This window comes from Anaerococcus porci, from assembly GCF_009696575.1.
Lineage (GTDB): Bacteria > Bacillota > Clostridia > Tissierellales > Peptoniphilaceae > Anaerococcus > Anaerococcus porci.
The window spans coordinates 245,707-272,149 of the sequence record NZ_VULQ01000001.1 but is presented as its reverse complement, the minus strand read 5'-3'; the positions used below and the strand labels follow the sequence as shown (position 1 = coordinate 272,149).

General features: G+C 28.5%; 27 protein-coding genes, 1 tRNA gene, 1 other RNA gene and 1 pseudogene. 22 read left to right on the top strand and 8 right to left on the bottom strand.

The window, feature by feature from the left end:
• Positions 1-414: 414 nt before the first annotated feature.
• The 8 genes and pseudogenes from FYJ26_RS01360 (at position 415) to FYJ26_RS01340 (ending at position 4,088) form a co-directional block, all read left to right on the top strand.
• Positions 415-618, top strand: a complete 204-nt coding sequence (locus FYJ26_RS01360) for a P-loop NTPase family protein (protein WP_195837831.1) — start codon at positions 415-417, stop codon at positions 616-618.
• Complete coding sequence (locus FYJ26_RS10950) at positions 611-925, top strand: hypothetical protein (RefSeq protein WP_229771189.1); 315 nt, start codon at positions 611-613, stop codon at positions 923-925. The genes FYJ26_RS01360 and FYJ26_RS10950 overlap by 8 nt, the downstream gene beginning before the upstream one ends.
• Positions 819-1,475: an ABC transporter permease/substrate-binding protein gene (locus tag FYJ26_RS10945; protein ID WP_229771188.1), complete on the top strand. Its 657-nt coding sequence runs from the start codon at positions 819-821 to the stop codon at positions 1,473-1,475. The genes FYJ26_RS10950 and FYJ26_RS10945 overlap by 107 nt, the downstream gene beginning before the upstream one ends.
• Before the next feature lie 47 nt (positions 1,476-1,522).
• The gene (locus FYJ26_RS10940; RefSeq protein WP_229771187.1) at positions 1,523-1,666 is read left to right on the top strand and encodes a hypothetical protein; all 144 of its coding nucleotides are present in this window, start codon (positions 1,523-1,525) and stop codon (positions 1,664-1,666) included.
• Positions 1,609-2,118: pseudogene (locus FYJ26_RS10935) on the top strand (glycine betaine ABC transporter substrate-binding protein). The gene FYJ26_RS10940 and the pseudogene FYJ26_RS10935 overlap by 58 nt, the downstream one beginning before the upstream one ends.
• Positions 2,119-2,179: 61 nt before the next feature.
• The gene (locus FYJ26_RS01350) at positions 2,180-2,707 is read left to right on the top strand and encodes an NUDIX hydrolase (protein ID WP_154538935.1); all 528 of its coding nucleotides are present in this window, start codon (positions 2,180-2,182) and stop codon (positions 2,705-2,707) included.
• Positions 2,708-2,785: 78 nt separating this feature from the next.
• The gene (locus FYJ26_RS01345; protein WP_154538934.1) at positions 2,786-3,724 is read left to right on the top strand and encodes an L-lactate dehydrogenase; all 939 of its coding nucleotides are present in this window, start codon (positions 2,786-2,788) and stop codon (positions 3,722-3,724) included.
• 61 nt (positions 3,725-3,785) lie between these two features.
• Positions 3,786-4,088: a DUF4298 domain-containing protein gene (locus FYJ26_RS01340; RefSeq protein ID WP_154538933.1), complete on the top strand. Its 303-nt coding sequence runs from the start codon at positions 3,786-3,788 to the stop codon at positions 4,086-4,088.
• 616 nt (positions 4,089-4,704) lie between these two features.
• On the opposite strand, the gene FYJ26_RS01335 is transcribed toward FYJ26_RS01340, so the two are convergent.
• From FYJ26_RS01335 to FYJ26_RS01325, 3 genes are all read right to left on the bottom strand, one after another.
• On the bottom strand, positions 4,705-5,442 hold the full coding sequence (locus FYJ26_RS01335; protein ID WP_154538932.1) for an ECF transporter S component: 738 nt from the start codon (positions 5,440-5,442) through the stop codon (positions 4,705-4,707).
• A gap of 297 nt (positions 5,443-5,739) precedes the next feature.
• Positions 5,740-5,815, bottom strand: a tRNA-Lys gene (locus FYJ26_RS01330).
• A gap of 61 nt (positions 5,816-5,876) precedes the next feature.
• A complete protein-coding gene (locus FYJ26_RS01325) occupies positions 5,877-6,767 on the bottom strand; it encodes a C39 family peptidase (RefSeq protein ID WP_154538931.1) in 891 nt (296 codons plus the stop codon).
• Between the two features lie 630 nt (positions 6,768-7,397).
• On the opposite strand from FYJ26_RS01325, the gene FYJ26_RS01320 reads away from it, so the two are divergent.
• Positions 7,398-7,898 carry a QueT transporter family protein gene (locus FYJ26_RS01320; protein WP_154538930.1) on the top strand — a complete coding sequence of 167 codons (501 nt, stop codon included), beginning with the start codon at positions 7,398-7,400 and terminating at the stop codon, positions 7,896-7,898.
• 97 nt (positions 7,899-7,995) lie between these two features.
• On the opposite strand, the gene FYJ26_RS01315 is transcribed toward FYJ26_RS01320, so the two are convergent.
• The 3 genes from FYJ26_RS01315 to FYJ26_RS01305 form a co-directional block, all read right to left on the bottom strand.
• On the bottom strand, positions 7,996-8,418 hold the full coding sequence (locus FYJ26_RS01315; protein WP_154538929.1) for an Asp23/Gls24 family envelope stress response protein: 423 nt from the start codon (positions 8,416-8,418) through the stop codon (positions 7,996-7,998).
• Between the two features lie 64 nt (positions 8,419-8,482).
• Entirely contained in the window at positions 8,483-8,755 is a 273-nt protein-coding gene (locus FYJ26_RS01310) for a metal-sensing transcriptional repressor (protein WP_154538928.1), read from the bottom strand.
• Positions 8,755-11,289 (bottom strand): heavy metal translocating P-type ATPase, encoded by a 2,535-nt coding sequence (locus FYJ26_RS01305; protein ID WP_154538927.1) that lies wholly within the window; start codon positions 11,287-11,289, stop codon positions 8,755-8,757. Before FYJ26_RS01305 ends, FYJ26_RS01310 begins: the two co-directional genes overlap by 1 nt.
• A 112-nt stretch (positions 11,290-11,401) precedes the next feature.
• Here FYJ26_RS01305 and FYJ26_RS01300 point away from each other — a divergent pair, with 112 nt between their 5' ends.
• The gene (locus FYJ26_RS01300; RefSeq protein WP_154538926.1) at positions 11,402-11,668 is read left to right on the top strand and encodes an acylphosphatase; all 267 of its coding nucleotides are present in this window, start codon (positions 11,402-11,404) and stop codon (positions 11,666-11,668) included.
• A gap of 165 nt (positions 11,669-11,833) precedes the next feature.
• On the opposite strand, the gene FYJ26_RS01295 is transcribed toward FYJ26_RS01300, so the two are convergent.
• The gene (locus FYJ26_RS01295; protein WP_154538925.1) at positions 11,834-12,187 is read right to left on the bottom strand and encodes a phage holin family protein; all 354 of its coding nucleotides are present in this window, start codon (positions 12,185-12,187) and stop codon (positions 11,834-11,836) included.
• Between the two features lie 120 nt (positions 12,188-12,307).
• Between FYJ26_RS01295 and FYJ26_RS01290 the strand changes: the two genes are divergently transcribed.
• The 12 genes from FYJ26_RS01290 to FYJ26_RS01240 all read left to right on the top strand — a co-directional run bounded on the left by FYJ26_RS01290 (position 12,308) and on the right by FYJ26_RS01240 (position 25,621).
• A complete protein-coding gene (locus FYJ26_RS01290) occupies positions 12,308-13,015 on the top strand; it encodes a DeoR/GlpR family DNA-binding transcription regulator (protein WP_326831222.1) in 708 nt (235 codons plus the stop codon).
• On the top strand, positions 13,012-13,926 hold the full coding sequence (gene pfkB, locus FYJ26_RS01285) for a 1-phosphofructokinase (protein WP_154538923.1): 915 nt from the start codon (positions 13,012-13,014) through the stop codon (positions 13,924-13,926). The genes FYJ26_RS01290 and pfkB overlap by 4 nt, the downstream gene beginning before the upstream one ends.
• A complete protein-coding gene (locus FYJ26_RS01280; RefSeq protein ID WP_154538922.1) occupies positions 13,917-15,794 on the top strand; it encodes a PTS fructose transporter subunit IIABC in 1,878 nt (625 codons plus the stop codon). The genes pfkB and FYJ26_RS01280 overlap by 10 nt, the downstream gene beginning before the upstream one ends.
• 205 nt (positions 15,795-15,999) lie before the next feature.
• Positions 16,000-16,794 (top strand): aldehyde dehydrogenase family protein, encoded by a 795-nt coding sequence (locus FYJ26_RS11315; protein WP_326831221.1) that lies wholly within the window; start codon positions 16,000-16,002, stop codon positions 16,792-16,794.
• The gene (locus FYJ26_RS11310) at positions 16,791-17,279 is read left to right on the top strand and encodes an aldehyde dehydrogenase family protein (protein ID WP_320595165.1); all 489 of its coding nucleotides are present in this window, start codon (positions 16,791-16,793) and stop codon (positions 17,277-17,279) included. Before FYJ26_RS11315 ends, FYJ26_RS11310 begins: the two co-directional genes overlap by 4 nt.
• Positions 17,280-17,361: 82 nt before the next feature.
• A complete protein-coding gene (dnaG, locus tag FYJ26_RS01270) occupies positions 17,362-19,014 on the top strand; it encodes a DNA primase (RefSeq protein WP_154538921.1) in 1,653 nt (550 codons plus the stop codon).
• Between the two features lie 26 nt (positions 19,015-19,040).
• Positions 19,041-20,903, top strand: coding sequence for an RNA polymerase sigma factor RpoD (gene rpoD / locus FYJ26_RS01265; protein WP_154538920.1), 1,863 nt, complete (start codon positions 19,041-19,043; stop codon positions 20,901-20,903).
• Complete coding sequence (locus tag FYJ26_RS01260; protein WP_154538919.1) at positions 20,904-21,611, top strand: tRNA (adenine(22)-N(1))-methyltransferase; 708 nt, start codon at positions 20,904-20,906, stop codon at positions 21,609-21,611.
• Complete coding sequence (locus tag FYJ26_RS01255) at positions 21,577-22,344, top strand: Nif3-like dinuclear metal center hexameric protein (protein ID WP_154538918.1); 768 nt, start codon at positions 21,577-21,579, stop codon at positions 22,342-22,344. The genes FYJ26_RS01260 and FYJ26_RS01255 overlap by 35 nt, the downstream gene beginning before the upstream one ends.
• A 36-nt stretch (positions 22,345-22,380) precedes the next feature.
• An RNA gene (gene rnpB, locus FYJ26_RS01250) (RNase P RNA component class A) lies at positions 22,381-22,714 on the top strand.
• Between the two features lie 265 nt (positions 22,715-22,979).
• Positions 22,980-24,776, top strand: a complete 1,797-nt coding sequence (locus FYJ26_RS01245; RefSeq protein ID WP_154538917.1) for a C40 family peptidase — start codon at positions 22,980-22,982, stop codon at positions 24,774-24,776.
• Positions 24,777-24,823: 47 nt separating this feature from the next.
• A complete protein-coding gene (locus FYJ26_RS01240; protein ID WP_154538916.1) occupies positions 24,824-25,621 on the top strand; it encodes a bifunctional 5,10-methylenetetrahydrofolate dehydrogenase/5,10-methenyltetrahydrofolate cyclohydrolase in 798 nt (265 codons plus the stop codon).
• 284 nt (positions 25,622-25,905) lie between these two features.
• Here the strand turns inward: FYJ26_RS01240 and tpx are convergent, their stop codons facing one another.
• Positions 25,906-26,418 carry a thiol peroxidase gene (gene tpx, locus FYJ26_RS01235; RefSeq protein ID WP_154538915.1) on the bottom strand — a complete coding sequence of 171 codons (513 nt, stop codon included), beginning with the start codon at positions 26,416-26,418 and terminating at the stop codon, positions 25,906-25,908.
• Between the last annotated feature and the right edge of the window lie 25 nt (positions 26,419-26,443).

Sequence of the window (26,443 nt, the reverse complement as noted above, 5' to 3'; positions counted from 1 at the left end):
TCCGATTAAATATATTCTAGATTAATTCTTGCAGGTATTTTTAACTATCATAAATAAAAATATTTTATTATATCAAATTGCTTATAATTATAAATTTTTAACTAATAAAGCTGTCTTTGTAGTTATGGCTTCTTATGTAGTTTATTTCAAAAGAAGAACATGTAATATCAAGATTATTTTTTAATTTGATTCAGTTAAGATAGGAATTATGGCTAAAAATTCATATATGAAAGTAAATTTTAATACCAAGAAGTACTAGAAATTATTTAGAAAAGTTTGGAGAAGATTGTATAAAAGAATTTTACAAAAAATAGATGGGGTATACTTAAGGCAGTTATTATTAAACCCAAAATACTTCTAAAGGATGAGCCGTTCTCTGCATTTGATCCAATTTCTAGAAATCAATTACAAGATTTGGTTAAAGATATTCATAAGGAGCTTTCCTTAACAACTATATTTGTAACTCATGATATGGATGAAGCACTTAAGCTAAGAGATAGGATATGTATAATGAAAGATGGAAAGATTGTTCAAATAGGTTCTCCTGAAGAGATTAAAAATAATCCTGAAAATAATTTTGTTAAGTTGTTTTTTAAAAAGGGGGAAGTAAATGAATAATTTCATTAATGTCCTTATAGAGAAAAAAGAAGATTTGATAAAGGCGATTTTTGAGCATTTACAAATATCCCTTATTGCCTTATTTATAGCTATGATTATAGCAATCCCTTTTGCTATATCCATAGCTAAAAACAAGAAAACGCCTGAATTTACACTCCAAGTAACAGGAAATATTACAAACTATACCATCTTTAGCCTTCTTGGGGCTTTTTATTCCAATTCTTGGTATAGGAAATATTCCTTATATTGTTGTCTTAGTAATTTATGGACTTTTTCAAATTCTACAATCTACTATTACAGGACTTAGGTCAATAGATCCTATTTTAAATGAAGCAGCTACAGCCTTTGGGATGACAAAGTGGGAGAAGTTAAAGAAGTTTGAACTTGCTATGCCTTCTATTGTAGGTGGCATAAGAACTTCATCAGTAATGCTGATTGGAACGGCAACTCTTGCAGTGTTTGTAGGTGCTGGAGGTCTGGGTTCTTTTATACTATTGGGCATAGATAGGAACGATTCTTCTTTAATTTTAATAGGAGCTATAGCATCTTCACTATTGGCAGTTATGATTAATGCTTTAATTAAATTACTTGAATATAAGAAGTTAAAGACTATTATTTTAAGTTTTTTAGCAATTTTATTCATACTTTTACTATCTCTTTTTAATTTTGGAAATAGTAGATCTGAAAAATTAATACTTGCAGGAGAGCCTGGTTCAGAACCAGAAATTTTAATAAATATGTACAAAGAAGTAATAGAGCACAACACAAACTTAGATGTTGAACTAAAACCTAGTTTTGGAAAGACTAGTTTCTTATATGAGGCTTTAAAATCAGGTTTTATAGATATATATCCTTAATTTACAGGGACTATTACTTCAGCACTTCTAGAAAAAAATCCGATTTCTTGTCAAATTATGAAAAAGAGGTTTATAAATTTGCAAGAGATGAGATAAAAAAGCAAGATAGATTAAGTTTTCTTAAACCAATGAAATTTCAAAATACTTATGCTCTTGCAGTAAAAAATACTTTGCAAATGAGTATAGTTTAAAAACAATTTCTGATTTAAGGAAAATTGAAGACAAAATAGTTGTAGGATTTTCTCTCGAGTTTAATGACAGACTTGATGGAAATAGGGGACTCAAATCTATATATAATCTTAATTTAGATGTTAAGACTATGGAGCCATCTTTAAAATATCAGGCAATTGAAAGTTGAGAGGTTAACTTAATTGAAGTTTATTCGACAGATTCTGAGATTATTTCACACAACCTAGTTTTACTAGAAGATAATTTAAATCTTTTTCCACCTTATCAGGCAATAGCCTTTATGAGGGAGGATACATCAAAAAAATATCCTGATTTAGTTAAATCTTTGGAAAAACTTTCATATAAAATCACAAATGAACAGATGCAGGAGATGAATTATAGAGTTGATGTAAAAAGAGAAAGAGCAAGTGATGTCTCAAAAGAATTTTTAGAGGAAAATAATATTTTAGATTAGCGGGTTTTAGTCCCGCTTTTTATTATTAATAGGGTATAAAAATAGATAAGAAGGAGTTTATATGATAGAATATGTAGATTTATATGATAATTTTAGAAATAAAACAGGAGATATTATTGAAAGAAGACAGAGGGTTCCAAATGGTTTATATAGACTTATAATCCATGTTTGTATATTTGATACAAAGGGTAAGATGTTAATTCAACAAAGAACCTCTAATAAAAGTTCTTGGGCGAATATGTGGGATTTGACCATATCAGGTGCAGTATCAAGTGGAGAAACATCTCAAATCGCAGCAAATAGGGAACTCTTTGAAGAACTTGGGATAGAATATGATTTCTCAAAAGATTATCCAAACCTTTCAGTTAAGACTAAGTTTAGAATAGATGATATATTTATAATAAATAATATGAAACTTGGACTTGATAGTCTGATTTTACAAAAAGAAGAAGTAAAGGATGCTTCATTTAAAACTCTTGATGAAATTCTTAGTTTGATAGATAAAAAAGAATTTGTACCTTATCAAAAAGATTACATAAAACTTTTGTTTTACTTAAAGGACAATAATAATTTATTTGATATGCGATAATATTTATCATTTCTCCTAAAAGTAGTATAATAAAATTAAAGTATAGTAAATTACTATAGATTAAATAGAGGAGGAAAGATGAAAGATAGTAAAGTTATTTTAGTTGGTGATGGTGCAGTTGGCTCATCATTTGCTTATGCCTCTACAATTCTCGGTATAGGAAGAGAATTGGGAATTATAGATATAAATGAGAAAAAGGCAGAAGGAGATGCGATGGATCTTTCAGATGTCTTATCTTTTACTAATCCAAAACAAATATATAAGGCTGATTACTCTGATTGTGAGGATGCTGAAGTTGTTGTAATAACAGCTGGTATGCCACAAAAACAAGGGGAGACTAGGCTTGATTTAATAGAAAAAAACCTTAAAATCTTTAAGGATATGATAGGACAAATTGTAGATAGTGGTTTTGATGGAATCTTTTTAGTAGCATCAAATCCTGTAGATGTCCTAACCTATGCAACATGGAAATATTCAGGTTTTCCTGCAAATAAGGTTATAGGAACTGGTACAACCCTAGATTCATCAAGGTTTAAAAAAGAAATAGCTTCTCTTATAGGAATTGACCCTAGAAGTGTAGATGCTTTTATTATGGGAGAGCATGGAGATAGCGAATTTGCAGTATGGTCCCACACAAATGTTGGTGGTCTTCCTTTGTATGAATGGGTTAAAAACCACTCAGACACTGATGAAGAAGCCCTATTAAATACATTTGATAAGGTTAAAAATGCAGCTTATGAAATAATAGATAAAAAGGGAGCTACATTTTATGGTATAGGAATGGCTTTAGCAAGACTAGTAGAAGCTATTATAAATGATACTAATAGTGTATTTTCAACTTCATCATACTTAAATGGGGAATATGGGCTTAAGGATATTTTCATAGGTGTACCGAGTGTTATTGGAAAAGATGGAGTGAAATGGGTTATTGAAGTACCTCTTACAGATACTGAAAACGAAAGAATGCAAAAAAGTGCTGAAATTCTTAAAGATATAATAAATAAATCAAAGCTGTAAAATAATCCTAGGTTTTAAAGCCTAGGTTTTTCTGTAGTAAGATTAAAAGGAGATTGTAATTATGAATATAAAAAAAATAAAGGATATGGAAGAAATTTTAGTTAGCCACAGAAAGATCATTGATGATTTTAATGATGCTTTAGATAAATTCAAAGAAAGTCAAAAATATTATGAAAAGCTTAGTAATTACTACTCATCTAGTGCCTATATGGATGATTTAGAAGAGTCAAACCAAACTGAAATTTCTCCTAATATAAGTCAGGGTATATATTCTGAAGACTTAGTATTTGACTTAATTGGAGACAATTATCAAACAGCAGTAAAAATGCTTGAGATTGGACTTGACATTATTAAAAAACATTAAAATAAAAATCCAAAAATTTACAAAATTAAAGTATACCAATTAAAATTCAATAATATTAATTTATTAGAACTGAACGCTATCCTACATTATTTAGGAGCTATCATTTTGTTTTTGATTGATTTTTTTCTCTATTATAATAATATATAGTCATATATTACTTGTGAGAGTCCATAAAAATATAGATTTATAATAGAATTCATTCTTTAATCTTGAAAATTAAGATCTAAGTTTTATTAACTTTTCTCTTTAAGATTAATTAAATTTTTTATCTTATGGCTATTATCATTTTTCATTCTTGCTTTTTCAATCTTACAGACTTAATCAAGTTGCCTATAATTATATTAGGCGTCATTAATAATTTTTACTTGGAACTTAAATTAATGTTGTTGACATACTTTAAAATCTCATGTATATTAAGTTCTTTAAACTATGCTCTAATCTAAAAATCTTATAAAAGCTCCCTTCCTAGACTCATTTAAGGGTTTACATTTCTATATAGTTTTATCCAATTTTTTGAACCCATAACTATATTTTATTAAAATACCCTCCTTACTGCTTATACAGTAAAGAGGGTATACATCGAAATAGAGTAACTTTTAGTAACTCTTTGGTTTTTTTATTTTTTCTTATAAGCTTTTATTATAGCTGATACCATAACTATTGACATAATAGCTTCAGGTAATCCATTTGTAATAATTGCTCCAAATATAGTACTTCTTGCTAGATCAGTTGAAATTCCTAAGGAAGTAACATATTTTTCTGCATAAAATAGGTATATAAGACCCATTACAAAAAGTGTATTGGTCATAGTACCAACAAATGATGTTATTGCTACTGAAAGGTTAGAATTTTTATTTTTAAAGGTTAAATATAGCATAATTATGGCTATTATTTCAAAAATAATAGATAAAACTATTTGTAAGATATTAGCCTTATTACTAATGTTACTGTAAACTAAGTAAAATAAAAAAACTGTAAGTAATATCCATAATCCTAAGGATACGTATCTTATATTTGAAGTTTTCTTATTTTTTAAATATCTAAAAGTAAGTCCTGAAAAAACACCTATTAATATTCTTGGAAAGATTGATATTAAAGGATTATAAAATACAAAAGATATAGGACCTGGTCTTAACATAGCGTTGGCAAGTGAAGATAGACCGAAAATAAGTCCAACTAGTCCTCCAACCACTGGACCTTCTAATATTGCTGCTATAATTACTGGTATGTGCATGGTAGTTATATTGATTAAACCAAGGGGGATATATCCCATAGGAGTCAATCCTAAAACTATAGTAATAGCTCCTAACATAGACACAGTAACCATTTGTCTTGTTTTTTCTTTGTTATTCATTTTTACCTCCTGATGCAACTTCTTTTATGAATGTCGCTCAATTTAATAATATTATATACCTATTTTATAAAAAGTAAAAAAATAATAAAAATTCGAAAATAATTATAGGAGAATAAAAGAGGATAAAGTTCAAATTATTTATTTACAAGATAATTTTTAAAAATCAAATTCTTTGTTAGTAAATTTTTCACATTGTTATTAAAATTTGTATGATTTTTATGTATTATAGAAATTAATAAAGCGTGGATTGTTGAAATCCACGCTTTAGACACCTTATAGATGTTTTTAAATATTCTATGGTGCGCCATCAGGGATTCGAACCCTGGACACCCTGATTAAGAGTCAGGTGCTCTACCAACTGAGCTAATGGCACTAACTTGCTGACTTAATTATAATACCATGAAATTATAATTAAGTCAACACTTTAAAAAAAATTATTTAGAAATAGCCCAAATCTTTAAAATTTGGCCAGAAATATCATCAAAAGACCAGGTAATATTAGTATTTTTTATAGAATTTGGATCATTTATTAAGAATTTATCACCATCATATGAATCTATTACTAAAATATGACCACTTGTTGTGAAATATCCTGGAGTTACCGAAACTATTAGGGGTCCTTTATCCAAGGCTTTTATTAAATCATCCTTATTATTAGCAATTTCATTTATACTTAACTTATATTTATTGGCTTCATGGAAAAAAAACTCCCAAGCAATACCATTTTCTGTCATAAATTCATTGGCATCATTTGCTATAGTTTTTGGGTTTATAGAATCATCATCTATGAATCTTCTTATAGCCATAGACATAGAAGTTGGACCACAGCCAGCTATAGCTATGCAAGTATCAGATAAATTATTATAGGCCCATCTATTATCCCATTGAAGAAAAAATGGCGTTTTTCTATTTAACTTTATACTTTCTCCATCTTTCATCTTAAAATCAGTCTTATTATTGTGCCTATTGTAAATAAATTCTCCAGTGTCAGTATCATTTCCAACGAGCCTTTGCTCAATTTCATCAATTTTATCGAAATTTTCATATATCCAATTTAGTTTAAGATCATTTTTCATATTTTCTTTAAGATAATTCTTTAGCTCTGTATAATCACTAGACTTGATTTTTGGTTTATATTCTTCATCTTGATAAGTTATATTTAAAATATCAGATTTAGCATTTGTATCATAATTTATGTATTTTTTTGTAATATATTCAATATCTTTTAAGGTAGTAGGTAAGTCTTTATCATCTATAGATTTTTTATCTTTTCCACATCCAGTAAGACTTAAACTTAAAAGAATTAAAACTAATATTTTTGTCATAATCCACCTTTATTCTCATATAATTATAGCAGAAATTTATAAAATAATTTAAAGCAAATAAGTATTTTTAAAATTTTGATAAAATAAAAAATCACCTTACCTTTACCTAACATCAATAAGAGAGAAAAATTAAAGGATAATGTAAGTCAGTTATGACCGTAAAGAACTTAATCTATTTGACTTGTTTTGAAAATATATTTTAACTATTCATATTATAAAATAGGAACTTTACTAGAAATGATTAAATTATACAAATTTAAACTTGAAAATTCTAATACATTAAATAGTTTATAAGTGTAAAAATTAATATGCTATTTTAATTATTGTTTGAGTACCTATATTAAGAAAAAGATGTGAATAATAAAGCAATCGAAAAACTTTTAGCTTTGTTCAATAGTTATATGTAATGGTAAGAAAGAGTTAAGTTTTTCTTTTATATTACAAAAAGTATTAAAAAGAGAGTTAAATAATTAAGCGAGAAGTTACAAACTCTTTATTTTATCCTTAATAAATCGTGTGATATTTTGTCTATTTTTAATTTTTGGATATTGCCACAAATGGCTAAATATGCTACAATAAGTAAAGGATGTTTACTTGGGACCCATCCTAAAAAATATCAAGGGGGTATATATGTCAAATCAAACATATAATTTTAAAGATACAAATTTTTTAGTTAAGTCATCTGCTATAGCTGCCATTTATGCAGTTATAACTCTAATATATCCGGCACTAGCATATGGACCTATACAGCTGAGATTTAGTGAAATCTTGGTACTTTTAGTTTTTTATAATAAAAGATTTATACCTGGTCTTGTCTTAGGATGCTTTTTGGCAAACCTTGCTTCGGATATGGTTGTTTTTGATCTTATTTTTGGTACACTTGCATCATATTTAGCGTTTTCATTGATTAGAAAGCAAAATAATTTATTTATTGCTTCATTATTTCCAGTGCTTTTTATGTTTATACCTGCCATAGGAACCTACATATTACTTGACTCATCAACTGCATTTTTTATAATTCTAATTCAGTTTATGATATCTGAGTTTATAGTGGTAAGTATAATAGGTGTAATTATTTTTAAGATTTTGGAAAAAAATGAAGGTCTTATGAAAATAATTAAAAATTTTTAAAAAAAAGAGCTATTGTAAAATGAACTAATTGTTAAATATCATATAAGCAATGATAGACAAAATAATTCATTATATTGCAATAACTCTTTTAAAATTTTTATTTTTCTTCTTTTTTGTTTTCGTTTTTAGCTTTCTTTTCTCTATACTCATCTTTTGTAAGGATATCAACGATTTCAGCTTTAACTGCTTTTACATTAATTCCTGTAAGATCATTTACTTCTTTCTTTATATTTCTATCTAATGAAGCAAATACTTCTTGAGCTTTTTTACCATATTCAATAATAATTTTAGTATTTACTACTGCATTTTTAGCATCATCAATGTCGATTGTAATGCCTGCTGTATTTTCTCCATCAGAAAAATTATCAGCAAATGAACTTAGGATATTGCCCTTAAGTGCTAATACTCCATCTGTATTGTTTAAAACTTTTTTGGCAATTTTAGCTATTACATTATCATTAATTTTGTATTCACTTACTTCATTGGCAAATTCGCTTTGTACTTGATTTTTTTCTGTCATTATTCCTCCTTGTTTTATATCTATACAGTATAATTAATACCCATAGATCAAGTTGGTAAACAAATCACTTTGAGAGCTTCTTTATTACTTGTTCGATTTCTTCAATCTTTTCTATCCCATCTTTTGTTGAACCTTTGTTTACAGCATCATATACACAGTGTTCAAGATGGGATGAGAGGACTTCAGTATTTATATTTTTAAGTATTGATATTGAAGCCATAATTTGGTTTGAAATATCTATGCAGTATCTATCGTCTTCGACCATCTTGATTATTCCATCAAGTTGTCCTCTAACAGTTTTTAATTTTCTTAAAGTTTTATCTTTATTAGCTTGCATTATTTATGTTCGATACCAACAAATTCGTATCCAGCATCTTCAATTGCTCTTTTTATTTCATCTTCATCAATAGAACCAAAGTAAGCAACGTTAGCTAACTTTTCATCTAAGTTTACTTCTGCCTTTTCAATTCCTGCTATTTTTTTGAGTGCTTCTTCTACATGATTTTTGCAGTGATTACAACTCATTCCATTTACCTTTACAATCATTTTATTTAAATCTGACATTTTATTCTCCTTTATATTTTCTTTGTTTTTTATTTCTTCTATTTTTTTACTATTTTTAAATTCTGGTTTAAATCCTCTTAACCTAAGTGAGTTTAAGCATACAAAGACTGATGAAAAACTCATTGCAAAGGCTCCAAACATCGGAGAAAGCTTAATACCAAAGAAAGGATATAATAAACCTGCAGCAAGAGGTATACCAATTATATTATAAAAGAAAGCCCAAAATAGGTTTTCTTTAATTGTTTTGATGGTTTTACTAGATAGCTTTATAGCACTTACGATATCAAGAATATTGTTTTTTATTAAGACAATATCGGCAGATTCAATGGCTACGTCTGTACCATTTCCTATAGCCATTGATACATTACTTCTTGCAAGAGCTGGAGCATCATTTATACCATCTCCAACCATCAATACTTTTTTACCCATATTTTGGAGGTTTTTAACTTCTTTTTCTTTATCTTGTGGCAACACTTCTGCATACTTTTCATCTATACCAAGTTTTTTTCTAATAGCTTCTGCAGTTTTTTCATTATCTCCAGTAATCATTATTACTTCATAGCCTAGACTTTTCATTTCATCTATAGCAATTTTAGATAAAGCTTTTGGTTTATCTTGTACTGCTATAAGTCCTATAACTTCATTTTCATCTGCAAAATACATTGAAGTTTTACCTTCATTAGATAAAATATCAGCTTTTTGATCATATTCTTTTAAGTTGATATTTAACTCTTTCATAAGTCTTGAATTTCCAGCATAATATGTCTTGTCATTAAATTTTGCCTTAATTCCTTTTCCGCTCAAGGCTTCAAAATCACTTACATTAATTGGATTGATTCCATTTTCTTTAGCATATTCATTAATAGCATTTGATAATGGATGCTCGCTTGCCATCTCCATAGAAGTAGATATTTTTATAAATTCATTTTTTTCTATTTCTGTAAAAATATCAGTTACTCTTGGTTTACCTTCAGTAATAGTACCTGTCTTATCAAGTAAGATTGTATCCACTTTGTGTAGGTTTTCTAAACTTTCTGCATTTTTAAATAGAAGACCGTACTCAGCACTTTTTCCAGTAGAAACCATTATTGCCATTGGTGTGGCAAGACCTAAGGCACATGGACAAGATATTACTAGAACTGAAATAGCAAGGTTTAGTGCGAATTCAAATCCATATCCTAAAATCATCCATATAATAAAAGTTATTATAGCTATGATAATAACAGCAGGTACAAATATAGAAGAAATTTTATCAGCCATTTTCGCTATTGGAGCTTTTGTTTCATTTGCCTCATTAACAAGTTCAATAATTTTGGCAAGGGTTGTATCTTCACCAACTTTAGTTGCTTTAAAAGTGAAAGTTCCTTGATTGTTTATTGTAGCTGAAATAACCTCATCACCAACCCCTTTATTAACTGGCATTGATTCGCCAGTTATAGCTGACTCATCAACTAAAGATGAACCTTTTTTTATAATTCCATCAACAGGGATTGATTCTCCTGGACGAACTATAATTAAATCTCCCTTGTTTAATTCATCTACTGAAACTTCTCTTTCTACTCCATTTACTATGACCCTTGCAGTTTTAGGAGCAAGATTCATAAGAGATTCTAAGGATTTTTTAGTTTCACCCTTTGATCTTTTTTCAAAGTATTTACCCAAAGTAATAAGAGTCAAAATCATTGCAGCTGATTCAAAGTAGAGATTATGTCTATACATTTCAACTATTTCTAAATTATCAAAACCTAATCCGTAAGACATTCTCATTATAGCAAATATACCATATGACAAAGCTGCACTTGAACCTAAAGCAACTAAAGAGTCCATATTGGGAGCCTTATTTATAAGACCCTTAAATCCTGATACATAAAATATTCTATTTACAAAAATTACCGGAATAGTCAGTAAAAATTGAATAAAAGCAAAGTTTACACTACCCTCAGCACCGTCTAAAAAATGTGGTAGGGGAAGATTTATCATATGTCCCATAGAAACGTACATAAGTGGAATCATAAATAAAAATGATACTATAAGTCTAAATCTTACACTTTTTTCTTCATCCTCATATTTATCTTCTAGAACGGAAGTTTTTGCTTTTTTATCCTTAAGCCTTGCTCCGTAACCAACTTTCTCTACAGCTTTTATAATATCATCTTCGGAAATTTTATCTTTATCAAAATCAACATTCATTGTTTCTGATACAAGATTTACATTAACATCATTTACACCTAGATTTTTAACGGCTCTAGTAACATTAGCTTGGCATGAAGCACAAGTCATTCCAGTAATATCAAATCGTTCTTTCATTATACCTCCTTACTAACACCGGGTGGGGGTGTATATTTATATTATAATACAAATTTTAAATATGTAAAGGAAAATCAATTGGGTATTAATATAAAAAGTTAGGAGTTAAAATATGAAAAGATATAATTTGATTTTTAAAGGAAGAGTCCAAGCGGTTGGTTTTAGATATAAGGCCTTGATGCTTGCAAATGAATTAAACTTAACAGGAAATGTCCATAATATGTACGATGGTGATGTTGAAGTAAATATTCAAGGAAGTAAGCAATATATAAATGTTTTTATAGAAAAACTTAATAAGGATAAGTTTATTAGAATTGATGATATATTAATAAAAGAAATTGATCTTATAGAGGGTGAAGAAGAATTTAATGTAATATAGGGGATTTTGCAAAATGAGTTAATCTTTGCAAGGTCATTACAAGTTTTCAAAATTTTATATGCTAATTCCCTATAAAAATCTATCCCAACGATATTAAGATGTGTTTTTAAAATGTTTAGGAATAACTTGTAATGATGCAAAGAAATACATAATTTGAAATAATACCTAATTTTTTTTGAATGAATTATCTAGTATTGGATTTATTATTGAAAGAATTATAGATGCAAAAATTGCTGTAGTAAATGAATCAATAAAAGCTCCACTAGATAGAGAAAAAGCTAGTTTTAATACAAATGCATTAACTATAAAAGAAAATAATCCAAAAGTTATTATAGTTAATGGCAAAGATAAGAGCTTTAAGATTGGTTTAATAAAGCTATTTACAATCATTAACATAAGAGCAGTGATAGCTAGTGATTTAATTTCTATAAATGATATGCCAGTAAATAATAAATCTATTATATATAGGCTTATGCTATTTGTTATCCAACTTAGAAATAATCGACCTATAAAAAACATGTTTTACTCCCCTTTCTTTTTGTTACATTATCTTTTATATTATATAAAAAAGCAAGTTTTAAGTCTTTTTGATTAAAAATGATAGATTTTGAAAGAAAATGATTGACTTTATTTTATTATGTGTTAAAATATATACAAATGATATTTGAAAAAAGGTTAGAGATTATTTTAGATACTCTAAAAGAGTTTAGACAAGTTTCTAATAAGATTTTGATAGATAAGCTTGATATAAGTGAATCCACCTTAAGAAGGGATTTAGATTTTCTTGAACAAAGAGGTGAGATTAAAAGGGTTCATGGTGGTGCGATTTTAACAAATGTAGAGTTTGAAGAAAAATCTTATGATAAAAATATTATATTAAATATTGATAAAAAGTGCAATATAGCCAAAAAAGCTTCAAATTTAATAGGTAATTCAAAATATATATTTCTTGATGCAGGAACTACAACTAATTTACTAATAGATTATCTAGATAAGGATATTAATGTTGTAACTAATGGAATTATGCATATAGATAAGCTAAATAAGAAAAAAATAAAAACCATATTATTAGGTGGATTAGTTAAGTCAAAGACAAATGTGACCATTGGAGAGAAAACTATTTTAGAGCTTTCGAGTTTTAACTTTGATATAGCTTTTATTGGAGCAAATGGTTATGCAAATGGTGAATTTACTACTCATGATCCAAGTGAGGCGAAAATAAAAAGGTTAGCTATAGAAAGATCCAGAAAAGCATATATTTTAGCTGATAGTTCTAAAAAAAATAGAATATACTTTTCAAAAATATGTAGTATAAACGAAGTTGACTTAATAAGGGAGGACTTATGATTTACACTTTAACTTTAAATCCGTCAATAGACTATATATTAGGTATTGATAAATTTGTTGATGGGGAAACTTTAAGGAGTACCTATGAAGAAAAATATCCAGGTGGGAAGGGAATTATGGTTTCTAAGCTTCTTAAAAATCTTGGAGAAAGTTCAATTAATATTGGATTTTTAGGAGGCTTTACAGGAGATTATATTAAAAAAGAGCTTGATAAATTAGATATATTTCACAACTTTACAGAAGTTTCAGATGATTCGAGAATAAATGTTAAATTAAAATATGGACAAGAAACTGAAATAAATGCCAAGGGTCCTAATATTAGTGAAGCTGAAATAGTTAGCTTCTTAGACTTTATAGATGAACTTAATGAAGATGATTTTGTAATTATTTCAGGTTCTATACCAAAGAGCTTGGGAGATGATTTTTATAGGATAATTATTAATATCTTAGATATAAACAATGTAAGGTTTGCACTTGACACTAGTGGGAAGAAACTTTATGAACTTTCAAGCTATAAACCATTCTTAGTAAAACCAAATAAAGATGAGCTAGCAGATGTTTTTGATACATCTATCGATAATGAAGAAGATATAATAAGGTATGCTAGAAAGCTTTCAGATAGAGGAGCTGAAAATGTAATAGTGTCTCTTGGTGCAAATGGATCAATTTTTATTGATGAAAATTTTGCTTATAAGGCAAATCCTATAAAAGGAAAGCTTATTAATTCAGTTGGTAGTGGAGATTCTATGGTTGGAGCCTATATTTATGGATATATGAGTGGACTTTCAAAAATAGATTCTTATAAGCTTGCAGTTGCAGCAGGCTCTGCTACAGCCTTTAGCCAAGATATAGCTGATAAAAAATTAATATATGAAATTTTAGACAAAGTTGAGGTGAAAGAATGGAAATAAAAGATTTATTAAAAAGAAATCTTATGATTATGGAGCTTAAAGCTTCTAATAAGATGGATGTTATTGATGAAATATCTCAAAAGTTTTTTGACGAAGGGATAGTTGAAAGTAAGGAAGAATTCAAGCAAGGACTTATAAAAAGAGAAGAGGAAACATCAACTGCCTTAGGTGAGGGAATTGCCATGCCTCACTCAAAAAATGATACTGTAAAAGAGCCTGCAGTTTTGTTTGCTAAAAAAGAAGAGGGGCTTGATTATGAGGCTCTTGATGGAGAAAAATCATATATATTCTTCTCAATAGCAGTACCAAATGGAGAAAACAATCTTCATGTTGAGACTTTGGCGCAATTATCTAAGATGATTCTTAAAGAAGGATTTATTGATAAATTAAAAGAAGCCAAAACTCCAGAAGATGTTTATAATGTAATTGACTGTTATAAAGAAAATATAAAAGAAGAAATAGAAGAAGATAAAGAAGAAAAAATAAAAACAGACCAGAAATTTATAATTGGAGTTACAGCTTGTCCTAATGGTGTAGCTCATACTTATATGGCTCAAGAAGCTTTAGAAAAAGCAGGCAAGATCAATAATGTAAGAGTAAAAATTGAAACTAATGGTTCTGATGGTGTTAAGAATAGACTTACAGATGAAGATATTAAAAATGCAGATGCTGTAATTATAGCTGCTGATAAAAAGGTAGAAATGAGTAGATTTGATGCTAAGAAACTAATCCAAAGGCCAGTATCTGATGGAATTAGAAAAAGTGATGAACTTATAAAAGAAGCTATATCAGGTTCTTTTCCAATTTATTATGCAGATAATCATGAAAAAGAATCAAATACCTCTTATAGTGAGAAAACAAATCTAAGATCTGAAATTTACAAAGATCTTATGAATGGAGTAAGTCATATGCTTCCGTTTGTCATTGGCGGTGGTATTTTAATGGCTATATCTTTTTTATTTGAAAGATTTTTTGGCGATTCATCAATTGCTTTCATCTTTTTAAATAAAATAGGAATAAGTGCATTTAACTTTCTCATTCCTGTTCTTGCAGGATATATTGCCTACTCAATAGCCGACAGACCAGCTTTAATGCCTGGTATGGTTGCAGGTCTTTTAGCTAGTGAGGGAGCTGGATTTTTAGGAGGACTTTTGGGAGGCTTTATAGCTGGTCTTGTGGTAAATATGCTTAAAAAAGTATGTAGAAACATGCCAAAGTCACTAGATTCTGTTAAACCAATGCTTATTTATCCTGTATTTGGTCTATTAATTACAGGAGTTATAATGTTCTTTATTGTAGATCCAATATTTACAGGAATTAACAACGGACTAAATAGCTGGCTTATGAATATGGGTACTACTAATAAGGTATTGATTGGTTCTCTTCTTGGAGCTATGATGGCAGCTGATATGGGTGGTCCTATAAATAAGGCGGCATATACTTTTGCAACAGGAGCTTTCATCGGAACAAATGATGGAGCCTTCATGGCAGCTGTTATGGCAGGCGGAATGGTTCCACCAATAGCAATAGCTTTAGCTTCAACATTATTTAAAAACAAATTCAATGAAAATGAAAGAAAGTCAGCCTTATCAAACTACCTACTTGGATTATCTTTCATAACAGAGGGAGCAATTCCATTTGCAGCAGCAAAACCACAACTTATAATTCCAATATCAGTTATAGGAGCTGGTATAGCTGGAGGATTAACTCAATTATTTAATGTATCAGTACCAGCACCACATGGTGGGGTATTTGTACTTCCAGCAATGAGCTCTTTAAATCAGGCTATATTTTTTATTCTATCCTTTGTAATAGGCTCAATAGTTTCTGCTATACTCCTTGGTATATTTAAGAAAAAAGAAGATTAGTTAAAATATTAATTATTTAACTGAACCCCCAAATCTAAAATACAGATTTAGGGGTTTTTTTAATTTCTAAAATTGGGTATTAATATCTTAAGGTATAAAGGAGAAAGTTATGAATGAATTTAAAAATATAATAAATGAACAAAAGATATTATTTAAATCTGATAGAACAAAAAATGAATAATTTAGGATAAATACACTAAAAATTTTGAAAAAATCCATTAAAAATAATGAAAGTGAAATTATTCTTGCTTTAAAAAAAGATTTAAGTAAATCAGAAACTGAATCATATATATCTGAGATAGGCCCTGTGTATAGTGAAATAAATTTTGCTATAGATAATTTAAAAAATCGGATAAAAAAGGAAAGAGTTCAGACAAATTCTATATCTATGCCTGCAAAAAGTTATATTATATATGAGCCTTTGGGACTTACTCTTATTATATCTCCTTGGAACTATCCTTTTATGCTTTCAATGGGACCTATTATTTTGGCTATATCTAGTGGAAATACTGTAATCTTAAAAACATCTAGAAAATCCAATCATACATCTTATATAATCAGAAAAATTATTAATGAAAGCTTCGATAGATCGTTTATATATTGTATTGATAATGAAAAAATAGATTATGATGAACTTTTAAGTTATAAATATTACCATATATTTTTTACGGGTTCATCAAAAGTTGGTAGGACTATAATGAAAAAAGCAAGTGAAAATCTTGCAAAAGTCACCTTAGAGCTTGGTGGAAAGAGTCCTTGCATAGTAGATGAAACAAGCAATCTAAGGCTTGTAGCTAAAAGGATAATTTGGGGGAAATTATTAAATGCAGGACAAACTTGTGTTGCACCAGACTACTTACTTGTGCATAAAGATGTTAAAGAAAAGCTTTTAATGTTAATGAAAGCTTATATTATAGAATTTTTTGGCGATTTTCCTTTAAATAATCCTGACTATCCCAAAATTATAGATACATATCTTTGGAAAGACTTGTTTCATTGATAAAAAATCAATATATTTATAGTGGTGGTTTATATGATTTAAATCTTTTAAAGATTGAACCTACTATTATAGAAAATGTAGATTTTAATAATAAAATAATGAAAGAAGAAATTTTTGGATCTATATTACCTGTGATAGCATATGAAGATATGTTCGATATTATAAATAAAGTAAAGAATATGGATAAGCCACTTAGTATGTATATTTTCTCTGAGGATAATGAACATATAAATAGTTTTGTAAATGGTATTTCAGCAGGTGGTGTCTGTATAAATGATACTATTATGCATATAACAAATCCTAATCTAGAATTTGGTGGAGTAGGAGAGTCTGGTATGGGAGGATATCATGGGAAATTTGGATTTATAAACTTTTCTAATAGAAAAGCTCTTATGCAGAGGTCAATAAATATTGATATTAAGGTAAAATATCCTCCATATTCTAATGGACAAAAAATTTTACTTAAGAAAATATTTGATAATTAGGATAACTACCTTATCCTTTTATTTTAATTATTGAAGAAAAAAATTATAAAAGTATAATAACTTAATATCAAGGGGTGGTTTAATGGTATTTATATCTGATGAAAAGAAGAATGAAATTTTAGACAATTCGGATATTGTAGCTATAATAGGAGAATATGTCGATTTAAAAAAAGCTGGTTCTTCCTATAAGGGTTTATGCCCGTTTCATCATGAAAAAACTCCATCTTTTATAGTTGATGACAAGAAACAATTATTTCATTGCTTCGGTTGCGGCCAAGGAGGAGATGTTGTTTCTTTTATTATGCAAAAAGAAGGTCTTTCTTATATTGATTCAATGAAATACTTGGCTAATAAGGCAGGTATTAAGATAGATAATAATGTTTCTTCTAAAAAGAACGCTATTTTGAATTCTTATTATGATATAAATAAAGAAATCATGATGTTTTTTTATAAAAATCTTTTAACAAATAAAGAAGCTCAAATTTATCTTAAAAATAGGGGATTTTCTTCTAGTGTCGTTAATACCTTTATGCTTGGATATGCCAAAAATTCTTGGGATGATTTATTAAATTTTGTAAAAAAGAAGGATTACCTACTTGAAGATATTCAAAAGCTAGGTTTAATAAAGAAAACTGAAAATGGAAGATATTATGATAAGTATAGAAATAGACTTATTTTTCCAATAATAAATCATTATGGGAAGGTAATAGGTTTTGGTGGAAGAAGTATAGATAATTCTATGCCTAAGTATCTTAATTCACCTGAAAGTGAGGTCTTTAAGAAAAGATATAATCTATATGGATTAAATATCTATAAAAAGCAAAATATTAAAGATATAATTTTAGTAGAAGGCTATATGGATGTTATGGGACTTAATAACCAAGGTATAGATATTGCAGTGGCAAGCCTAGGTACAGCTTTAACTCATGATCAAGCGAAGCTTTTGAAAAGATATGCTGATAATGTCTATATCTGCTATGATCAAGATAGTGCTGGAATAAAAGCTACAGATAGAGCTATTGAAATACTTTTAGATGAGGATATTAAGGCGAGGGTAATAAAACTTGAAGATGGTCTAGATCCTGATGATTTTGTAAAAAAATATGGAAAAGATGTTTTTAAAGAAAGAATGGAAGAAGCTGATGATGTATACAACTATAAGTATAATAAAATACTTGATATTTATGCTTCAAGTAACAAAAATGAAAAATTTGATAAATTAAACTTATTTATTGAGTTTTTGGCATCAATAAGATCTGATTTAACTAGAGAAATATTTATAAATAATGTTAGTAAGCTTTTTAATATTGAAAAACAAACTTTAAAACAATCCATATTAAAGTATAATGAGAACTACACAAATAAAACAAATTCTAGAAACTTGAAAGAAAAATCTTTCAAGAAAAATAGAATTATTGACTATAAAAAATATACCATATCTACAAATGAACTTGAAACACTTAGGTTATTTTTAAACCAAAGAGATGATTACAATGATGATGCGGAATTTTTTGATAAGGTTTTAAAGGATGAAAGAGTAGAAAAGCTGAAAGACTACATCAAAAGTCATGATGATATAGTAAATATAAGAGATGATTTTACAAAAGATTACTATTTTATAATAGATTATATAGAAAACAAAGCAAATAAAATTGAATCCTTCGAGTTAAAGGAAAAAATAAAACTTGAAAATAAAAGAAAATTACTTAAAAAACTTAGATCAAAGAAAGATTAATCACTTCAGAGCTGGAGGGGAGACTTATGACTAGTGATAATGATAAGATGCTGGAAGATGATCTTCTAAAGGAAATTATAGATGAATTTAAATCTATAAGTGAATCACAAGATGGAGTTGTAACTTATAAACAAATTTACACTTTTGAATCTATTAGTGAAATGGAAGATGAAGGCAAAAAGTATGTTATAGGCCAGATAATTTCTAATGGTATTGAGATTGTAGAAGAACAAAGAACTATACTAGATGAAGATGAAGATACAGAAGATGATTTGGAAGATGACTTAGATGATGATTTAGAAGATGAATTAGATGAAGATGAAGATTTTTCAGATGAGTTATTAGAAGATCATATGAAAAGGGCTAATGTAAAGGAAAAAATAGATAAAAAGGCTAGTCAAAATGATGTCGTCGGAATAAAGACTGATGATCCAGTTAAGATGTATTTAAAGGAAATTGGCAAGGTTAAGCTTTTGGATGCAAGAGAAGAAATTTATCTTGCTAAAAAAATGGAGTTAGGGGACATAGCTTTAAGATCAAAAGCTGGGAAAAAGCTAACTAAACAAAACAAAACAAAGCTTGCTCTAGATATATTTTATGGAGATTTATCTATAACTTTGCTCAAGGCAAATAGCCTTACAAAAGAGGGAAAAGAGCTTGATGAAGATACAAGGGTAAATATATTATCCTTAATAGATATTGGCAGTCAATTTCAGAATATGCTTAATCAAGAGCTTACAGAAGATCAACGTGATGCAATAAAATCAAAGATTTTAATATGTGATATAGCTCAAAAGTCGATTTTAGATAAGGAATTAAGTGAAAAAGAAGCTAATATCTTGTGTGATTTATTTGATAATTTTGGTAAACTTGTTGCGACTAAAGAATCAGATGATATAGTATCATTGATTTATCTTGCTTTTTCAGATCTTTATAAAAAAGGTGTAGAAGATCAATCATTGAAAACAAATGATAGACTTTTAATTAATGATTTAATTAATTTTGGGAATAAGGCTAAACAAATTCTAGATAAAAAGACATTATCAGAAGATTCTATAAAAGATTTAGAAAGATTTAAAGCTATCAAATCTCTTTGTAATAAAATTTTCAGTGATAAGGGATTTGATTCAGAAGATGTAAAAAAACTTAATAAGGCAATATTTGATGCCAATAGAGCTAAACAAAAACTTGCTGAAACGAACTTAAGATTAGTAGTATCAATTGCGAAAAAATATGTAGGTCGTGGAATGAGTTTTTTGGATCTTATTCAAGAAGGAAATATGGGTCTTATGAAAGCTGTTGATAAATATGATTATAATAGAGGGTTTAAATTTTCAACTTATGCTACATGGTGGATAAGACAAGCTATAACTCGAGCTATAGCAGATCAAGCAAGAACTATTAGAATACCTGTTCATATGGTAGAAACTATTAATAAACTTGTAAGGATTCAAAGGCAATTAGTTCAAGATTTGGGTCGTGATCCTTCTAATGAAGAAATAGCTGAGCAAATGGGAATAGAGGTAGAAAAGGTTCAAGAAATTAGAAAAATCGCACAAGAACCAGTTAGTTTAGAGACACCTATAGGTGAGGAAGAGGACAGCCACTTAGGAGATTTTATAGAAGATGATACAGCCATAAATCCTGATGATGCTGCAAATTATTCGATGCTTAGAGACCAATTAAATGAAGTTTTATCGTGTCTTGGTGCAAGAGAGAAAAGAGTATTACAACTTAGATTCGGACTTATAGATGGTACACCTAGGACACTTGAAGAAGTTGGTAAAGAATTTGATGTTACACGTGAAAGAATAAGACAAATTGAGGCAAAAGCACTTAGGAAGTTAAAATCTCCTAATAAGAGTGAATTATTGAGAGACTTTTTATAAATGAAGATTACAAAAAGATTAAAAGAGATAGTAAATATTGTAGACTGTGGAAAGAAAGTTATAGATATAGGGACTGATCATGGATTGGTCCCTTTATATTTAGCAAAAACTGGTAAATCATGTGATATACTCGCAACAGATATATCAAAAGCGAGTCTAAAAAAACTTGAAGATGAACTAAATGATGATTTAAGAAAGATAATAAAAACAAAAGTGTGTGATGGTTTTGAAGGAATAGATATAAAAGAAAATCAAATAGCGATAATAGCTGGTATGGGAGCTGTAAGTATAATTGAGATTTTAAAGGCTAATATAGATAAGGTAAGAAAGCTTGATTATGTAATTTGTGAGGGAAATATTGGTAACGAAAAGCTTAGGGAATTTCTTAATAATAATAATTTCTATATAGATAAAGACTTTCTAATTAAAGATGGTAGAAAACATTATGATATAATTAGATTTAAAAATGGAGCTGACAGAGTTTTAAAGCTTTCGGAAATTTATTTTGGTAAGTTTATATATGAGGAAGAAAATCCTTTACTAATGCCAAGACTTTTTAAAATTGAGAAAAAGAACTTAGCTTTTAAAAAGCAGATTGAGAACAATTCTATTAATAAGGAAGGGCTTGATTTAGTTGAACAAAGACTTAGAGCAATAAAAGAGGTAAAAGAATATGAAAATAAGAGAAGTAATAGAATTTCTAAATGAAAAATTTCCAGAAGATTTACAAGAAGATTGGGATAATTCTGGTCTTCAAATTGGAAATCTAGAAAAAGAACTTACAGGAATACTAGTATCCATGGACTTAAGTTATGAAACTATAATAAATGCTAAAATAAACAAATGTAATCTTATTATAAACCATCACCCGATGTTTTTTATCCCACTTAAATCAATAGATTTATCTACAAAATATAATAAAAATATAGAACTACTTATAAAAGAAGATATAAGTGTCTATGCTATGCATACTAATCTTGATAAGGCTGAAGGTGGAGTAAATGATAATCTTGCAAAAATATTAAGCCTTAAAGATGTCAAAAAATTGGATGATTACAATGAATACCCTATTGCTAGATTTGGAAATGTAGAAAAAATTAAAGCTAGAGATTTTGCACAGATTGTTAAAGAAAAACTAGAATGTAAGGGAATAATTCTTTATGGAGATCCAGATAAAGAAATATCAAAAGTTGCCTTATGTGGAGGAGCAGGAAGTGATTTTATAGAAGATGCCATTAAAAAAGAATGTGATCTTATAATAACAAGTGATGTAAAATATCATGAAGCTTTAGATAACTATAAGGATATAGTTATACTTGATCCAGGGCATTTTGCAAGTGAGAATCATGTGATATGGATGCTTAGAAAACTTTTATTAGATAATTTTGATACCAATATAGTATATTTTTCTTTTAATGAAAAATTTAGAGAGTTTATTTAATTTTGAAATTTATAAAAATATGGTAAAATACTAAATAGAGTAAATCGAATAATCGCGTCTTAGACGAGGAAAGTCCGTGCACCACAGAGCAAGGATGCTAGATAACGTCTAGTAAGGGTGACCTTCAGGCAAGTGCAACAGAAAGTATACCGCCAATTTATTTGGTAAGGGTGGAATGGTGAGGTAAGAGCTCACCAGGTGATTAGTGATAATTACGCTGTGTAAACCCCATCCGGTGCAAGAACAAAAGGGACAGTAGGATTGCTGCTCGTAACGGTCCAGTATGGTAGTTCGCTTGAGCTAATTGGTGACAATTAGCCTAGATAGATGATTATTTTAACAGAACACGGCTTATAGATTTACTCTTTTTTTATATATAATTTTATTAAAATAATTTTTAATAGTTACAAATGTTTCGTAAAAGTGAATAAAAAATTACGAAATTTATTTTTTTATTTTTTAATAATTTAAATTTATTGGGAATTATCATTCTAAATTATAAATATACATAAAAAAAGCTGCTAAAAGTGTAATTTTTTTGTAACTAATTGTTGACTATTTTATCAAAAAGATATATTATTATTCTAGATTTCATAACAGAATTTCATAACAGATAATAATAGACGGAGGATACAATGAGTAAGAAAAATATAGGATCGACAATTGGAGTATTAGCAGCAGTAACTATCGGGGCAACTGCTTATGCTTCTACAATGAATAATCTAGATAAAGAAGATCAATCAAAAAAGGTACTTGATAGCAACGTATCTTATGTGGACAGTAATCTTGCTTCAAAAGTAGAAACTGTAAAAAAAGACTATGCTAATGAAGTTAAGAATACTAAGTTTGCTGAAAAGGATAATAAAAGCAATAGAAAAAATGAAAAGATTGAAACATCTAGAAACTTAGCTGATCCTTCAATTCTTGAATCTTCAAGTGAACAAGCAATCGTAAAAGCTGTTGACAAAAAAATCAAAGAAAACGATGTAAAAAAAATTGAAGAAGATACAATTTCAAATGTAGTTGAAAAAAAGAATGATAAAGTAGATGAATCTGTAGTAGAAAAATATGTAAGTGTTGATTCTCTTAATATTAGATCATCAAAAACAGACCAAGAAAATAACATAGTAGGTGTTTTAAATAAAAATGATAAAGTTTCAGGTATTATAGAAGATGGTTGGCTAAAAACTGAAAAGGGATACATAAACTTAAACTTTTTATCTGACCAAATAGTTGAAGAAAAAGAGCCTGAAGAAGCTCAAAAGGTAGAAGCTGAGAAAAAAGCCGAAGAAGAGGCTCAAAAAGTAGAAGCCGAGAAAAAGGCTGAAGAAGAGGCTCAAAAAGTAGAAGCTGAGAAAAAGGCTGAAGAAGAGGCTCAAAGAAAAGAAGCTGAGAAAAAAGCTGAAGAAGAGGCTCAAAGAAAAGAAGCTGAGAAAAAGGCTGAAGAAGAGGCTCAAAGAAAAGAAGCTGAGAAAAAGGCTGAAGAAGAGGCTCAAAGAAAAGAAGCTGAGAAAAAGGCTGAAGAAGAAGCTCAAAAGCCAATTGCTTACACAGGATGGGTAAATATTGAAGCACTTAATGTAAGAAGTGGTGCAGGTACTAGTTCAAACTTGTTAGGAGCCGTAACTAAAGGTGATAAGTTAAGTGGAGAGCTTAAAGATGGTTGGCTAAAGATTTCTTACAATGGACAAACAGGTTTTGTAAGTGCTGATTATCTGTCAGATACAGAAGTAGCAAAACCAGCTCCAGTTGTAGAAGAAAAAGAAGTAAATGAAGAAAAAGAAGAAGCTAAGGCTGTTTATTATACAGGTTGGGTAAATACACCATCATTAAGAGTAAGAAGTCAAGCGAACACTTATTCTAATACTATAGGTAATATAAGTAAAGGAGATAAGGTAGAAGGACAACTTGCTAATGGCTGGTTACAAATTTCATATAATGGACAAACAGCTTATATAAATGCAAGCTATCTTTCAGATACAGAAGTAGCAAAACCTGCTCCAATAGTTGAAGAAAAAACAAATAATATAGTAGCAGAAAAAGCTTCATACCAAAATAACCAAGTTTCTGGAAGTGGGCAACAAGCTGCAAACATTGCCGCATCATTTGTAGGATATCCTTATGTGTGGGGTGGCTCAACACCAAGTGGATTTGATTGTTCAGGATTAGTTTATTATGCTTATAGACAAGTAGGAGTGAATTTAAATAGAAGTTCTAAAACTCAGTTTTATAATGGATATTCAGTAACTAATCTTCAAGCAGGTGACCTAGTATTCTTCTCATCTGATGGAGTTATAGATCATGTAGGAATGATTATTAATTCTAATGGAGATTTTGTACATGCATCTACACCATCAAGAGGAGTAGTTATAGATAATATCTATAGTTCATGGTATCAAAATTCATATGTTGGAGCTAAAAGAATATTTTAATATAAGTAAAGTACAAAACGTCCTTAGGGACGTTTTTTATAAATAATATGAAAATTATAAATTCAGATAAAATAATAGAAAATCTAATTAAAAAAATAAAAAAAAATAAATACAAAAAGAAACTTTTAATAATTTCTCAGATTAATAAGGGGCCTGTTTTAGCATATAAAAAGGCTATTTTAAAAAGATGTGAGGAATTTGAAATTGATGTAGTTGATAAGCTCTTTAGTAATGATCAAAATCATATAGATATAATTGAATATTGTAATAAGCTTAGTAATATTGATGGCTTTATAATCCTTCAACCTTTAGATTCAAATACTGATTTGAAATATCTTAGAAATAATATGCCTTTTAACGATTTAGATGGGTTTACTTATGAATCTTTAGGAGAAATTATGGATAAGGATTTCTCGCATATGCCTCAAACTGCAAGGTCTGTTATAAAGTTTATTGAATATATGAACATAGATTTAAGGGGCAAAGATGTAATTGTAGCTAATTCTAATAATGTTATTGGAAAGCCATTATTTATGTATCTAAATTCAAAAAAAGCTACGGTGACAATGTTTAATTCCAAGAGTGAGAATCAAATAGAAAAAGTAAAAAATGCTGATATATTTATAAGTGCTATTGGTATAGCTAATTACTATGATAAAAAATATTTTAAAGATGGGCAAATACTTATAGATGTTGGAACAAGTTATATTGATGGTGTTTTATATGGAGATATAGATTATGAAAGTATATCTCCACTAAATATTGATTTGGTAAGTTCTAAGAAAGGGGTTGCCTCTATAACAACCCTATCTTTAATTGAGAGTTTGCTTTATAAGAATAGTTAACTTAGATAATTAGAAAATATATTTTTGTGTATCATTCAATTATAGTGATTTTAAAACATATGAATAATATGTGATAAAGTTGCTATAATCTGACTTTTTGAAAGCTAATAAATTGTATTAATGATTTTTTAGCTTAAGAAAATGTAGATATAGATTAACTATTAGATTAGAGCATTATAAATAAAATTCAAATAGTTTTTAATATTACTTTAGAGTATTTAAAGGTATTAAGAATTTATATCTATCTAAAAAACATCCCGTTGGGATGTTTTTTGAATAGATATTTAAATTAAATTTTTAGCAGCTTCTATAGCAGCTTTATAATCAGGTAGAGATGTATTTTGTTCAAGATATTCAATATGAACTAATTTATTATCTTTATCTATTACAAAAACTGCTCTATTTTGTAATTTTAGCTCTTTAATTAAAGTTCCATATTTATCAGCAAAGTCAAGATAGTTATAGTCGGATACTGTTTTTACTTGGTCAATACCTTTAGCTGAGCAGAATCTTTCTTGAGCAAAAGGTAGATCGTTTGATATAGTAACTATAACTACATCTGGGCTTATATCAGCAGCAGCTTGGTTAAATTTAGTAGTTTGTATTTCACAAACTGATGTATCAAGTGAAGGAACTACTGATATAATTTTTATTTTTCCTTCTTCTTCTTTATAAAAGTCATATTCTGATAAGTCATTGTTTATAGCTTTAAAATTTGGAGCTGTATCACCAATATTAAGCTCATCACCAATAACGGTAACTATTTCTTCACCAAATTTTTTCTTTCTTTCTGTCATATATACCTCCTAAAATAAATCTTAT

Excerpts from the sequence above, each read along its gene's own strand:
- FYJ26_RS01325 (WP_154538931.1), bottom strand. The coding sequence starts at position 6,767 with ATGACAAAAATATTAGTTTTAATTCTTTTAAGTTTAAGTCTTACTGGA.
- FYJ26_RS01280 (WP_154538922.1), top strand. The coding sequence starts at position 13,917 with ATGGAAATAAAAGATTTATTAAAAAGAAATCTTATGATTATGGAGCTT.
- pfkB (WP_154538923.1), top strand. The coding sequence starts at position 13,012 with ATGATTTACACTTTAACTTTAAATCCGTCAATAGACTATATATTAGGT.
- rpoD (WP_154538920.1), top strand. The coding sequence starts at position 19,041 with ATGACTAGTGATAATGATAAGATGCTGGAAGATGATCTTCTAAAGGAA.
- FYJ26_RS01340 (WP_154538933.1), top strand. The coding sequence starts at position 3,786 with ATGAATATAAAAAAAATAAAGGATATGGAAGAAATTTTAGTTAGCCAC.
- FYJ26_RS01245 (WP_154538917.1), top strand. The coding sequence starts at position 22,980 with ATGAGTAAGAAAAATATAGGATCGACAATTGGAGTATTAGCAGCAGTA.
- FYJ26_RS01255 (WP_154538918.1), top strand. The coding sequence starts at position 21,577 with ATGAAAATAAGAGAAGTAATAGAATTTCTAAATGAAAAATTTCCAGAA.
- tpx (WP_154538915.1), bottom strand. The coding sequence starts at position 26,418 with ATGACAGAAAGAAAGAAAAAATTTGGTGAAGAAATAGTTACCGTTATT.
- FYJ26_RS01310 (WP_154538928.1), bottom strand. The coding sequence starts at position 8,755 with ATGCAAGCTAATAAAGATAAAACTTTAAGAAAATTAAAAACTGTTAGA.
- FYJ26_RS01320 (WP_154538930.1), top strand. The coding sequence starts at position 7,398 with ATGTCAAATCAAACATATAATTTTAAAGATACAAATTTTTTAGTTAAG.
- FYJ26_RS01315 (WP_154538929.1), bottom strand. The coding sequence starts at position 8,418 with ATGACAGAAAAAAATCAAGTACAAAGCGAATTTGCCAATGAAGTAAGT.
- FYJ26_RS01305 (WP_154538927.1), bottom strand. The coding sequence starts at position 11,289 with ATGAAAGAACGATTTGATATTACTGGAATGACTTGTGCTTCATGCCAA.
- FYJ26_RS01345 (WP_154538934.1), top strand. The coding sequence starts at position 2,786 with ATGAAAGATAGTAAAGTTATTTTAGTTGGTGATGGTGCAGTTGGCTCA.
- FYJ26_RS01260 (WP_154538919.1), top strand. The coding sequence starts at position 20,904 with ATGAAGATTACAAAAAGATTAAAAGAGATAGTAAATATTGTAGACTGT.
- FYJ26_RS01295 (WP_154538925.1), bottom strand. The coding sequence starts at position 12,187 with ATGTTTTTTATAGGTCGATTATTTCTAAGTTGGATAACAAATAGCATA.
- FYJ26_RS01350 (WP_154538935.1), top strand. The coding sequence starts at position 2,180 with ATGATAGAATATGTAGATTTATATGATAATTTTAGAAATAAAACAGGA.
- FYJ26_RS10950 (WP_229771189.1), top strand. The coding sequence starts at position 611 with ATGAATAATTTCATTAATGTCCTTATAGAGAAAAAAGAAGATTTGATA.
- dnaG (WP_154538921.1), top strand. The coding sequence starts at position 17,362 with ATGGTATTTATATCTGATGAAAAGAAGAATGAAATTTTAGACAATTCG.
- FYJ26_RS01240 (WP_154538916.1), top strand. The coding sequence starts at position 24,824 with ATGAAAATTATAAATTCAGATAAAATAATAGAAAATCTAATTAAAAAA.
- FYJ26_RS01335 (WP_154538932.1), bottom strand. The coding sequence starts at position 5,442 with ATGAATAACAAAGAAAAAACAAGACAAATGGTTACTGTGTCTATGTTA.
- FYJ26_RS01300 (WP_154538926.1), top strand. The coding sequence starts at position 11,402 with ATGAAAAGATATAATTTGATTTTTAAAGGAAGAGTCCAAGCGGTTGGT.